Source organism: Halopiger aswanensis (assembly GCF_003610195.1).
GTDB lineage: Archaea > Halobacteriota > Halobacteria > Halobacteriales > Natrialbaceae > Halopiger > Halopiger aswanensis.
In genome coordinates, this window is sequence record NZ_RAPO01000002.1 from 1392958 (window position 1) to 1405331 (window position 12374).

Consider the following 12374-nt stretch of genomic DNA (forward strand, 5'->3'; position numbering starts at 1 on the left):
AGTTTGCTATCGCTCGATGATGGTCACGTATCTGATCTCGATCCGGACCGACTCGTCGGTGTGGCGATTGATTCGCTCGTGGAGGACGTCCGCCAACTCGGGCGCCGTCGCGTCCGGCGGGCCGCCGATCGTTACGATCACCCGTTCCGGCCCGAGGAACGGGTAATCGTCGCCCATCACGACCTCGAACTCGAGCAACTGGTACTGTTCGAACTCCTCGGCGGCGAGGACCTGTTCGACTTCCTCGTTGGCGTTCTGTTCGAAGGTCGCGGTGGTATACGAGGCGTAGGTGATCGCCCCGAGGAAGACGGCGAAGACGAGGACGATGAAGCCGAGCGCGACGATCCGGCGCCGAAGGCGTTGTTCCGTCTCGCCGAGTGAAAACAGGCTCTCGGGCCGGTAGCCGGCGTACCAGAGGGTCACCAGTCCGGCGAGATTAACCGAGAGAATGTTGACCAGCACGAGCGCCGTCGCACCGATCGCAGCGGAGGGCTGGCCCCAGGCGAGCGCGACCCCCGCGGCCGCGGCCGGCGGAATCAACGCCGCCGCGATCATGACGCCGACCAGCGCGACCGACGTTCCCGTCGCGATGCTGATGATCCCCGCGACGCCGGCGCCGAGCGCGATCACCAGCGAGAGCAGATCCGGCGTGAGCCGCTCGGAGATCTCGCTGACCATATCGATCTCGAGTCCCGGCGGGACGACGTTCGCCGTCCGGACGATGAACGCAAAGACGGCCGCGGCCGCGATCGCGAGCACGACGCCGAGTATCTGGTAGAGCACGCTCTCTTTGAACAGTTCCTCGTCGTCGATCACCGTGCCGACGCTGGCGCCCAGCGCCGGGCCGATCAGCGGCGCGATCACCATCGAGCCGACGACGACCGCCGGCGAGTCCAACAGGAGGCCCGCGGTCGCGACGAGCGCGCTGATGACCGTCATGATCGCGTAAACGCCGAACGTCGGCGTCAGATCGTCCGCTTCGGCCTGCAGTTCCTGTCGAGAGATGCGGTCGGACTCGACGTCGCCGTTCTCGTACTCCTCGCGGAGCGCCTCGAAGCGACGGGAGACGACCGTCTCCGCGTCGACGACGACCGTGTAGGCGTCCTCGTCGACGCCGACGCTCTGGAGTTCGTCGAGGACGGGCTCGACCGCCGGATCCGGCAGCGGGAAGTAGACGACTGCGGTGTAGTCTCGATTGCTATCCTCGTCAGTGAGCACGTAGTCGATCTCGCGCTCGTCGAGGGCCTCGAGGATCGTCTCCCGCTTACCCGTCGGCACTGTCAACTGTACGAGCCGCACATCGATGGGTGAGACAGTCAGGGGTCATAATTCCGGGGGCATTCGGTCGCCTGCTCGTCGACCGATTTGGTCGGCCACGGCGACACGCGCAGTCTCCGTTTGGACGGCTTCGAGGCCGCCGCGCCCGAGGACAGTACAACGCGTATATAGGCACGACGCGCCTACGGTGGCGTATGTTCGACTCTCGTCCCAATCGCGAGGCCGAGGTAGCCCTCGTCGGTCGCTCGAACGTGGGCAAATCCACGCTCATGCGCGAGCTGACCGGCCACACGTTCGACACCGGCGGCAAGCCCGGCGTCACCCGCCAGCCCAACCACTACGACTGGGCCCCCGAGGACTTCGTCATCACCGACCTGCCCGGTTTCGGATTCATGAGCGGCGTCGACGAGGACTACCGCGAGGAGATCAAGACGAACATCGTCCACTATCTGGAGGACTACGCCGAGAACATCCTCGTCGGCATTCTGGTCGTCGACGGCAAGAGCGTCATCGACATCATCGACCGCCACTCCGGACCGGACGAGATTCCCTACGACGTCGAGATGTTTCACTTCCTTCGGGACCTCGAGATTCCGACCGTCGTGGCCGTCAACAAGATGGACAAGGTCGACGACAAAGACGAGCGCCTCAACGAACTCTGCGACCGCCTCGGCCTCTACCCCCCGTGGAAGCAGTGGCAGGAAACCATCGCCCCGATCACCGCCAAAAAGGGCCGGATCGAACCGCTGAACGAGGCCGTCCGCGAGCACCTCCACGAGCAGCAGCGGGACGACCTGTTCAAGTTTTTCTAACGAACTTTTACTCTGCGGGCGCGCCTATGGCGCGCCCTCGGTAAAACTTCGATGAAAAGCACTCCTCCCTCCGTTCCGAACGCTCTGCGTTCTCCACATCGGTCGTCGGCCCGCTCGCTCACTTCGTTCGCTCGCGGTTGATAGCAGTGCGATGGCCTGCCCTTCCCCGAGTTGCGCGACTCTCGTGATACTCGAGTCGCGCGCCCGGCCGTTCGACCAGTTTTGCTTGCACTGGATGGCAGACTCGAGGCGGCACGCTCGTCAGCACATGTTCGGGACGACAACTATCGGGTCACGATAGAGATAGATCACCCACATGACCGACGAATACGACGATCTCCCGCTCGTCTACTCCTGTTCGGGCTGCTCGAGCGCGGCTCAGATGGCGAACGACCTCGCGGTGTCGCTCGACCGCGAGCAGATCGCCGAGATGTCCTGCATCGCCGGCGTCGGCGGCGACGTCGGACCGCTGGTCGAGACCGCGACGTCCGGGCGGCCGGTCGTCGCCATCGACGGCTGCCCGCTCGAGTGCGCTCGGCAGTGTCTCGAGCAACACGACGTCGAGCCCGATCTGCACTACATGCTGGCCGCGGAGGGCGTCCCGAAAGAGTACCACACCGATTACGATCAGGAGCAGGCCGACGAACTGTTCGAGGAACTGGCGGCGGATATCGAGCGGCTCGAAGCGGTCGAAGCGTGACGGAGTGTCGATCCTAGTCGAGTCGCTTTCGCATCCGCAGCGCCGGCAGCGTTACGCCGTCTTCCATCTCGAGAGTACGCGTGTCGACGCCTTCGTACCCCTGTCGCTCGTAGAATTCGATCGCGTTTTCCGACGCCGTGAGCGCGAGTTGCTCGAGGCCAGCCTCGCGAGCGGCGGCCTCGAGCCGGTCGATCAGCGCCGTCCCGACGCCGGTCCGAGCAGCGTCGGGACGGACGTAGATGGATTTGATCCGGCCGGTGTCCGACCCGTAGGCGCTTGGCTCGAGATCGAGCAGTCCGAAGCCGACGAGGTCGTCCCAGTCGGTTTCGGCGACGAGCGCGCAGAACCCGCCGTCGTCGATGGGGTACCGTTCGGGGTGGACGTTCGCGAGCCAGGCCTCGAGTTGCTCGTCGTCGTAGGTGTCGCTGCCGCGTTCGCGGATCGCAGCGGCGTGGATGTCGGCCATGGCAGTGGCGTCGCCGTCGGCTGCCTCGCGAACGCGGACAGTGGAAGCCATCTCCGAAGCGACGTCAAGCGTTGGATCGTCGCCCGCTGACGGCGGTTCGCCCACCTCACACCACCCGGTTGTGGAACGGCTCGCCGGACTCGAGGCGCTCGACGTTCTCCCGGACGATGTCGCCGACCGCCCGGAAGTAGTCCTCCGTGAACGCGGCGCAGTGGGGCGTGACGATCACCTCGTCCATGTCCCACAGCGGCGACTCCTCCGGGAGGGGCTCGGTTTCGAAGACGTCCAGAGCTGCGCCGGCGATGCTGTCGGTCTCGAGGGCGTCGATCAGCGCGGATTCGTCGACGACGGGGCCGCGGCCGACGTTGACGAAGTAGGCGTCCTCGCGCATCGCCTCGAAGACGTCGGCGTCGACGAGGTGGCGCGTCTCCTCGGTCAGCGGCAGCGTCACGATCACGAAGTCGGCGTCACCGACGGCCTCGAGCAGGTCTTCGGTCGCGTAGATCTCCTCGAAGCCGGGGACGGGCTCCGCGGAGCGGCGGACGCCGGTGACGCGGACGCCCAGCGAGCCCAGCACCTCGGCGACGCCGCTGCCGAGGGTCCCGGTGCCGAGAACGCAGGCTGTCGTGCCGGGCAGCGTGAATCCCTCGTTCCAGTCCGGCTGATCCCAGCGACGTTCCTGCTGATTGGCGACGGCGGTATGGAGCCGCCGGGCGAACGAAAGGAGATAGCCCGCGACCGTTTCCCCGACCCAGCGGTCGTGGATCCCGGTGCTGTTGGTGAGGACGACCCCTTCGGCCTCGAACTCGTCGAACGGGAACCGGTCGACGCCGGCCTGGATCGAGTGGACCCAGTCGACCTCGAGGTAGGCGTCGCGGTGCTCGAAGGTGACGACGGCGTCGCACGCGGCGATTTCGTCCGGGTCGTCGCCGATTACGGCTACCTCGACGAGGTCGTCGGCGAGGTAGTCGACGAGTTCCGACGGGGGAAAGACCGTTTCGACCGACTCGTGGACGCCGATTCGCTCGAGTTCGAACTCCATAGCTGGCGCTACGCATGACTCGAGGTTCAAAGTTTGCACGAACGCAGGACGATCTCGGCGGTGCTGCTGCGTACGCCGAATCAGTGCGGGAGCTACGCGGCGAGTGAGAACGGCGGCTCGGGAAAAAGCCCTCGTCACAAGGGGCTCGGAGGGGGTAACTCTTCGTCACGGCCGCCACCTGAATTTCGGCTCGAGGGGGTTTCGGTCTGTCGCTTCCCGGCTCGGCCCGTCACTGATCGCCCCAGTCCTCGACGTCGCGCAACTCCTCGACGACGGGCTCGAGTTCGTCGGGCGCGAGCGCGCCGCGTTCGGTCGCGAACTCGGTCACGTAGTCGGCCGGCGTCACGTCGAACGTCGGGTTCAGCACGTCGACCGCGGCCTCGCCGTCGTAGACCGCCGATCGGTCGCCGGACTCGAGGTTCACCTCCTCGCGGGTCGAGACCTTGTCCGTGGCGGCGACGACGGTCACGGGAATATCCTCGCGGGCAGCAGTGATCGCCACTGCTCGAGTCCCGGTTTTGTTCACGACGGCGCCGTCGGGGCGGATCGTGTCCGCGCCGACCACGACGCGGTCGACGTCCTCGCTCGCGAGAACGTGCGCCGCGGCCGCGTCCGTGTGGACCGTGACCGGACACTCGGGGGTATCATCGGCGGCCAGTTCCTCGGCGACGGCGACCCCCTCTCGAGCGGGGCGCGATTCGGCGACGAACACCCGCGACGGCTCGCCGTTGCGGAGCGCCTCGCGGACGGTGCCGGATCGCGAGAGCGTCAGCACCGTGCCGTCGATCGACTCGGCCGCCGTCGCCGCGGCTTCCTCGTCGGCTGCGAGCGCGCGGTCGATTCCGGTGAGGGCCGCCTCGAGGGCGGCGGGAGCGCCCTCGGAATCGGGCTCCGCATCGGCATCCGTCGCCGCGGCCTCGGCCATCACCCGATTCACCCGATTCCGGAGCACGGCCATCGACGGCCGCGCCTCGAGCAGGCGGCGCGCGAGTTCCGCGATTTCTTCCCGCTCGCCCTCCGGGTCAGGGCCGAAATCCTCGCGCTCGGCGACCAGCAATCCCGCGCGGTCTCGCAGCACCTCGAGCGCCCGGATCGAGAGGTGGGCCGCGCCGTGCTCGTCGTCCGCGGCGATCGAGCGCACCGTCGGCGCGACGCGCTCGTAGGCGGTCCAGAGTTCGGGGACCGTCTCGAACGCGTCGCGGTCGGCCGTCGCCGCCGCGAACCCGGGTGCGACGATTTCCGTCGGCGGGACCCACTCGAGGGCGTCGTGTTCCTCGCTGCGTTCGATCGCCGGTTCGTCGACGGTCACGTCGAACAGGTACGGGTGGACGACCCACTCGCGCTCGCCGCCGTCCGCGAGCTCGTCTCGGAATCGGACCGGGCGTCCGGAGCGAACGAGCGAGACGTCGTCGTCCTCGAGTCCCGTTTCCTCGCGAATCTCGGCGCGAACCTGTGCGTCCGGGTCGTCCTCGGCGAAGCCGGAGACGCCGCCCCACTGGCCCCGATAGGTGCCGACGGCGTCGCTGCGGCGCAACAGCAGTATCTCGCCGCGGTAGCGGAGGAACGCGGTGACGACGTGGCTCTCGTCCGCCGCGTCGTCCCCGTCCGCCGTCGGCGGCTCCGATGAATCGCTCATACGCGAGGCCACGCGCGCCCGGAGGGAATCGCTTTCGGGATTCGACGTCGTACGACCGCACATGACTCGCGTCGCGATCGTGAGCGACACGCACGTTCCGTCCCGAGCGACCGAGATTCCCGAGTGGGTCGCCGACGAACTCCGGGCGGCCGACCACGCGATCCACGCGGGCGATTTCGACTCGCAGGCGGCCTACGAGCGCGTCCGGGAGTTAGCCGACGGCGACCTGATCTGCGCCCGCGGGAACATGGATCCGGGAGCGCTCGAGTTGCCGGTGACCGATACGCTCGTCGTCGACGACGTCACCTTCGTCGTCACGCACGGCACCGGGTCGCCGAGCGACTGGCACCGGCGGGTGCTCGAGACGGCACACGACGTCGTCGGGGCCGATGCCAACGCGGTCGCCGTCGCGGGCCACACCCACGAGGTCGTCGATACGGTCGTCGACGGGACCCGCGTGCTCAACCCCGGCAGCGCGACCGCGGCCCGGCCGGCGACCTACGAGACGATGCTGGTCGCGACCGTCGAGGGCGGGGAGTTGACGGTCGATCTGCGGACTAGTTCCAGTTGACGGGCGCGACCGGCAAGGGCGACGTGACGCCAGGGGCGAGAGCAGGACGGTCGACGACTGCGGGCCGCGTCTCCGTACCGAGTGCGTGAACTATACCCGTCTCGGGTGCGCGCGTCACACCATGACACAGCGTGTGACGGTATCACTCGACGACGACTCGGCCGCAGCCCTCGAGACCCTCGTCGCCGAGACCGACGAGGGCCAAAGCGAGATCGTCCGCCGCGCCCTGACCTTCTACGCGGCGAACTTCGAAGCGGCCAGCGGACGACCCAGCGATAACCTCGAACAGTACTACCAAATGCTCTCGTCGGGGGAACACGTCCTCCTCGACGTGGACTTCCTGCACGCGTTCCTCGAGTACTGCTACGACGGCGGCGATCCCGATCCGGCGTTCGTCGAGGCCGCCGACCGGGTCTCGGACTATCACGCCCGCGAGTACGCGACCCGGTTCGACGAGGTCGGCGACCTGCTCGAGTGGCTCTCCTTCTGTGGCTTCTTGGAGGTCCGCCGCGAGGACGACCGCGTCTACCACCTGGTCTTCCCGTCGGAGGCGGTCCGGTGGTTCATGACCCGGTTTATCGAGCGCAGCACGGTCGATCTGCCGACGGAGATCGAGGTCGAGCAGGGCGTCTCGAAGGTGATCATCACGGAGCGAGTGCCCGAGTGAGGTGCCTCGAGCGACGACCGAGTCGACCGGTCCGCGAGCGTCGCGTCCGAGGCCGAGACCGCCGTCCCGGCTTCATACGGATTCATACTGTTTCACACCGCTATCGAGTTCGAGAACGGCAGTGCTGCGACCGTATGTCCGATTCTCAACAATCTTTTTGATGGAATCGTGCCGTGGTATATGCGAATACGTACCATGGGCATCATTAGCCGACTCAAAGCGATCGGTCCGGGAGCGCTCGTCGCCGCGGCGTTCGTCGGACCGGGAACCGTCACCACCGCCAGCGTAATCGGCGCGGAGTACGCCTACCTACTGGTGTGGACGATCGCCTTCTCGATCTTCGCGACGATCGTCCTGCAGGAGATGAGCGCGCGCCTCGGACTGATCACCCAGGAGGGCCTGGGCGAGGCGTTCCGAAACGAGTTCGACAACCCGATCCCGCGGACGATCTCCGTCGCGCTCGTCGTGAGCGCGATCGGCATCGGGACCGCGGCGTTCCAGACCGGCAACATCGTCGGCGGCGCCGCCGGCCTCTCGACGATCACCGGTATCAGCGAGAACGTCTGGGGACCGATCATCGGCCTCGTCGCCGCCGGACTGCTGTGGACGGGGAACTACAAGCTGATCGAGCGCGTCTTCGTCGGCCTGGTCGCCGTCATGGGCGGGGCCTTCCTGATAAACGCCGTCGTGGTCCGACCGGACGTCGGCGCGCTGGCGGGCGGACTCGTCCCGACGATTCCCGACGGATCGGCGTACCTCATCGCCGGACTCGTCGGCACCACCGTCGTCGGCTACAACCTGTTCCTGCACGCGAGCACCGTCCAGGAGCGATGGGACGGCCCCGAGGACCTCGCCGAGTGTCGCACGGACACGATCGGGATGATCATCGTGGGCGGCCTCATCACGACGGCGATCGTCGTCACGGCCGCCGCCGTGTTCCCCGAGGGAACCCAGATCGAAGACGTCGGCGAGATGGCCGACCAGCTCGAGCCGGTCTTCGGCGGCTACGCGCTGACGCTGTTCGCGATCGGGCTGTTCGCGGCCGGCTTCACCAGCGCGATGAGTGCGCCGCTGGCCGGCGCCTACGCCACCGCCGGCGCGCTCGGCTGGGAGCGCGATCTGCAGTCGACCAGGTTCCGCGCGATCTGGCTGACGATCATCGGCGTCGGCACCGTCTTCTCGGCGCTGGACTACAACCCGGTGCAGGTGATCGTCTTCGCGCAGGTCGCCAACGGCCTCCTGCTGCCGCTGCTAGCCGTCTTCCTCATCTACGCGATGAACAACGACGACCTGCTGGGACGGTACACGAACAGCGGCGTCCAGAACGTCCTCGGCGGGCTCGTCACGCTCGTCGTCGTCGGTATCGGCCTCCGAACGCTCTACGACGTCCTGCTCGTCTGACGATTCGATGAACGATTCAAACGTCTCCGACACGAACGCGGACACGACGAACGCCCCTATGAACAGCAACGACTCGACCGCCGCTGCCGGCGACGCCGACGGCGATACCGACACCCGAATCGGCGTCGACGTCGGCGGCACCTTCACCGACGTCGCCCTCTCGGTCGACGACCGGCTGGTCACCGCGAAGGTGCCGACCACCGATCCCCAACACGTCGGCGTCCTCGAGGGGATCGAGAAGGCCTGCGACGACGCGGGGATCGACCCCGCCGAGATCGACGGCTTCGCCCACGCGATGACCGTCTCAGTCAACGCCCTGCTCGAGCGCGGCGGCGCGCGGACGGCGCTCGTAACGACCGAGGGCTTTCGCGACGTCCTCGAGATCGGGCGCCAGGACCGGCCCGACCTCTACGATCTCGAGGCCGAGAAGCCCGCGCCCCTGGTCGACCGCGACCTGCGCTTCGAGGTCGACGAGCGGACGACGACCGACGGCGTCGAACGCCCGGTCGACGAGCGCGAGGTCCGCGACCTGGCGGCGACGCTGCGCGAGCGCGACGTCGAGGCGGTCGCGGTCTGTCTGCTCCACGCCTACGCCGACCCCGAAAACGAGCGCGTCGTCGCCGAGACGCTGCGCGAGGAACTCGAGGTGCCGGTGTCGGCCTCTCACGAGGTGCTCGCCGAGTTTCGCGAGTTCGAGCGCACCTCGACGACCGCGGTCGACGCCTACGTCCGGCCTGCCATCGACCGCTACGTCGGCCGCCTGGTCGACGAAGCGTCGGACGCGGGGATCCCGACCCCGCGGATCATGCAGGCTAACGGTGGGATCGCCGACCCCGAGACGGTCCGCGAGCACGCGGTGACGACGACGCTGTCGGGTCCCGCCGCGGGCGTCGTCGGGGCCGCGGCGACCGTCGACGACGAGGATGTCGCGGGGCTGGTCACCTTCGACATGGGCGGCACCTCGAGCGACGTGAGCCTGGTCCGGGACGGCCGCGCGGAGCGGACGACCGACGCGGAGATCGACGGGCTGCCGATCCGGACGCCGATGGTCGACGTGAACACCGTCGGCGCGGGCGGCGGCTCGATCGCCTGGGTCGACGCCGGGGGCGCGCTCCGGGTCGGGCCGGAGTCGTCGGGCGCCGAGCCCGGGCCGGCCTGCTACGGCCGCGGCGGCACCGATCCCACCGTCACCGACGCCAACGTCGTGCTGGGCTACATCGGCCCCGAGACGGCCCTCGGCGGCGAGATGACCCTCGACGTCGACGCAGCCCGCGAGGCGCTCGCTCGGCTAGCCGACGAGGCCGGACTGGACGGGCCGCTCGAGGCGGCCCGCGGGGTCTACCGCGTGGCGAACGCGACGATGACGCGGACGATCCGCGCCGTGACCGTCGAGCGGGGCCACGACCCCCGCGAGTTCGCGCTGGTGGCCTTCGGCGGCGCCGGGCCGATGCACGCCGCGGCGCTGGCCGAGTCGCTGTCCGTCGATCGGGTCGTCGTCCCGCGGCCGGGCGGCGTGCTCTCGGCGTTCGGGCTGCTCGCGGCCGACGAGAGCTACGACGCCGTCCGGACCGTCGGGGTCAGCCTCGAGGCGGCGGAGACCGCCGACCTCGAGGCCGTCTACGACGACCTGGTGGCCGACGTGCTCGCCGACGCGTCCGAGCCGGACGCGGCGCGGGTCGAGCGGGCCGCCGACTGTCGGTACGCAGGCCAAAGCTTCGAACTCACCGTTCCGGTCGACGAACAGTTCGACGCCCGGGCGGTGGCGGAGCGCTTCCACTCGTCCCACGAGCGGGCCTACGGCTACGCGATGGACGAATCGATCGAGGTCGTCAACCTCCGCACGACGGCGACGATTCCGGGCGACGAGCCGACGATCCGCCACGAGGGCGCCGGCGACGCCGTCCTCGGCACTCGGGAGGCGCACTTCCCCGGCGCCGAGGCCGGCGCCCGCGAGACGACCGTCTACGAGCGGGACCGGCTCGCACCGGGCGCGACCGTCGACGGGCCGGCGATCCTCGAGCAGGCCGAGAGCACGACCGTCGTCCCGCCGGCCTGGTCGGGCGACGTGCTCGCCGACGGGACCCTGGTGCTGACCAAAACGAACGACGCGGAGGGAGACCGATGACGTCGAACACGAATACAGATACGGACACCGCGACGGACGACACCGAACGCGACGGAACCGACATCGATCCGGTGACCCTCGAGGTGTTGCGCAACCAACTCGAGAGCGTCGCCGAGGAGATGGGCCAGACCCTCATTCGGGGCGCGTACTCGCCGAACATCAAGGAGCGACGGGACTGCTCGACGGCACTGTTCGACGCCGACGGGCGGATGATCGCCCAGGCCGAGCACATCCCGGTCCACCTCGGCGCGATGCCCGCCGCGGTGGAGGCGGTCCGCGAACGGGATCCCCAGCCCGGCGACGTGTTCGTGCTCAACGATCCGTTCACGGGCGGGACGCACCTGCCGGACGTGACGATGGTCTCGCCGATCGCGCCCGGCCGCGACGGGAGCGAGGGCGGCGACGGTGGAGCCGACGATGGCGATACTGGCGACGAAATCGTCGGCTACGCCGTCTCCCGCGCCCACCACGCCGACGTCGGCGGCATGACTCCCGGCAGCATGCCCGCCGGCGCGCAGGAGATCTACCAGGAGGGACTGCGGCTCCCGCCGACCAGGCTCGTCGAGGGCGGCGAACCGCGGGAAGACGTGCGCTCGCTCGTGCTCGCGAACGTCCGCAACCCGGGCGAACGCAAGGCCGACCTCCGCGCCCAGCAGGCGGCCAACGAACGCGCCGAGGATCGGCTCGAGGCGCTATTTGCGGAACACGGTCGCGAGACCGTCCTCGAAGGTTTCGACGCGGTGATCGACTACTCCCGCGAGCGGATCACCGAGGAGATCGCCGCGCTGCCGGACGGGACCTACGAGGCGACCGACGTCCTCGAGGGCGACGGCGTCACCGACGAGGACGTCGAGATTTCGGTCGCGGTGACGATCGACGGCGACCGGATCGACGTCGACTTCGCGGGGACCGCCGATCAGGTCGCGGGGAACCTGAACGCGCCGCTTTCGGTCGCGACGAGCGCCGTCTACTTCGTCGTGCGCTGTATCACCGATCCCGAAATCCCGCCGAACCACGGCTGCTACGAACCGGTCAGCGTGCGCGCACCCGAGGGGACGCTCCTGAATCCGGAGCCGCCGGCCGCCGTCGTCGGCGGCAACGTCGAGACCAGCCAGCGCGTGACTGACGTGGTCTTCACCGCGCTCGCGCAGGCCGCGCCGGATCGCGTCCCCGCGCAGGGGCAGGGCACGATGAACAACCTGACCGTCGGCGCGCGGGACGGCTCCTTTACCTACTACGAGACGATCGGCGGCGGCTTCGGCGCGCGCCCGGATCGGGACGGCATGGACGGCGTTCAGGTCGGCATGACCAACACGCTGAACACGCCCGTCGAGTCCCTCGAGACGGAGTACCCGCTGCGGGTCGAGCGCTACGCGCTCCGGGACGGCAGCGGCGGCCGCGGGAAGTTCCGCGGCGGCCTGGGCCTCGAGCGCACCGTCACCGTCGAGCAGCCGGCGACGGTGTCGCTGCTGACCGAGCGCCGTCGCCACGCGCCGAAGGGCGTCGCCGGCGGCGAGGACGGCGCGACCGGGGAGAATCTGATCGACGGCGAACCGGTGCCCGCGAAGACGACGGTCGACGTCGACGCCGGGACGACCGTCACCGTGCGGACGCCCGGCGGCGGCGGCCACGGCGATCCGGACGAACGGGACGAACGGGACGACGAGGGTGTCTAG

Annotated in this window: 11 protein-coding genes; 7 read left to right on the forward strand and 4 right to left on the reverse strand. The window is 68.8% G+C overall.

The window, feature by feature from the left end; all coding sequences use genetic code 11:
- Nucleotides 1-6: 6 nt before the first annotated feature.
- Nucleotides 7-1299 (reverse strand): TIGR00341 family protein, encoded by a 1293-nt coding sequence (locus ATJ93_RS13775; protein WP_120245178.1) that lies wholly within the window; start codon nt 1297-1299, stop codon nt 7-9.
- Between the two features lie 173 nt (nt 1300-1472).
- Between ATJ93_RS13775 and engB the strand changes: the two genes are divergently transcribed.
- Nucleotides 1473-2090 carry a GTP-binding protein EngB gene (engB, locus tag ATJ93_RS13780; RefSeq protein ID WP_120245179.1) on the forward strand — a complete coding sequence of 206 codons (618 nt, stop codon included), beginning with the start codon at nt 1473-1475 and terminating at the stop codon, nt 2088-2090.
- 316 nt (nt 2091-2406) lie between these two features.
- The gene (locus ATJ93_RS13785; RefSeq protein WP_120245180.1) at nt 2407-2790 is read left to right on the forward strand and encodes a putative zinc-binding protein; all 384 of its coding nucleotides are present in this window, start codon (nt 2407-2409) and stop codon (nt 2788-2790) included.
- Between the two features lie 13 nt (nt 2791-2803).
- Here ATJ93_RS13785 and ATJ93_RS13790 read toward each other — a convergent pair whose 3' ends face one another.
- From ATJ93_RS13790 to ATJ93_RS13800, 3 genes are all read right to left on the reverse strand, one after another.
- A complete protein-coding gene (locus ATJ93_RS13790) occupies nt 2804-3307 on the reverse strand; it encodes a GNAT family N-acetyltransferase (RefSeq protein WP_120245285.1) in 504 nt (167 codons plus the stop codon).
- A 55-nt stretch (nt 3308-3362) separates the two neighbouring features.
- Complete coding sequence (ddh, locus tag ATJ93_RS13795; RefSeq protein ID WP_120245181.1) at nt 3363-4298, reverse strand: D-2-hydroxyacid dehydrogenase; 936 nt, start codon at nt 4296-4298, stop codon at nt 3363-3365.
- A gap of 229 nt (nt 4299-4527) precedes the next feature.
- Nucleotides 4528-5934 carry an NUDIX domain-containing protein gene (locus ATJ93_RS13800; protein WP_245977561.1) on the reverse strand — a complete coding sequence of 469 codons (1407 nt, stop codon included), beginning with the start codon at nt 5932-5934 and terminating at the stop codon, nt 4528-4530.
- 61 nt (nt 5935-5995) lie between these two features.
- On the opposite strand from ATJ93_RS13800, the gene ATJ93_RS13805 reads away from it, so the two are divergent.
- From ATJ93_RS13805 to ATJ93_RS13825, 5 genes are all read left to right on the forward strand, one after another.
- Nucleotides 5996-6505: a metallophosphoesterase family protein gene (locus ATJ93_RS13805; protein ID WP_120245182.1), complete on the forward strand. Its 510-nt coding sequence runs from the start codon at nt 5996-5998 to the stop codon at nt 6503-6505.
- A gap of 121 nt (nt 6506-6626) precedes the next feature.
- Nucleotides 6627-7172, forward strand: a complete 546-nt coding sequence (locus ATJ93_RS13810) for a ribbon-helix-helix protein, CopG family (protein WP_120245183.1) — start codon at nt 6627-6629, stop codon at nt 7170-7172.
- 195 nt (nt 7173-7367) lie between these two features.
- On the forward strand, nt 7368-8573 hold the full coding sequence (locus tag ATJ93_RS13815; protein WP_120245184.1) for an Nramp family divalent metal transporter: 1206 nt from the start codon (nt 7368-7370) through the stop codon (nt 8571-8573).
- A gap of 58 nt (nt 8574-8631) precedes the next feature.
- Complete coding sequence (locus ATJ93_RS13820; RefSeq protein WP_120245287.1) at nt 8632-10698, forward strand: hydantoinase/oxoprolinase family protein; 2067 nt, start codon at nt 8632-8634, stop codon at nt 10696-10698.
- Nucleotides 10695-12374 carry a hydantoinase B/oxoprolinase family protein gene (locus tag ATJ93_RS13825; RefSeq protein ID WP_120245185.1) on the forward strand — a complete coding sequence of 560 codons (1680 nt, stop codon included), beginning with the start codon at nt 10695-10697 and terminating at the stop codon, nt 12372-12374. The genes ATJ93_RS13820 and ATJ93_RS13825 overlap by 4 nt, the downstream gene beginning before the upstream one ends.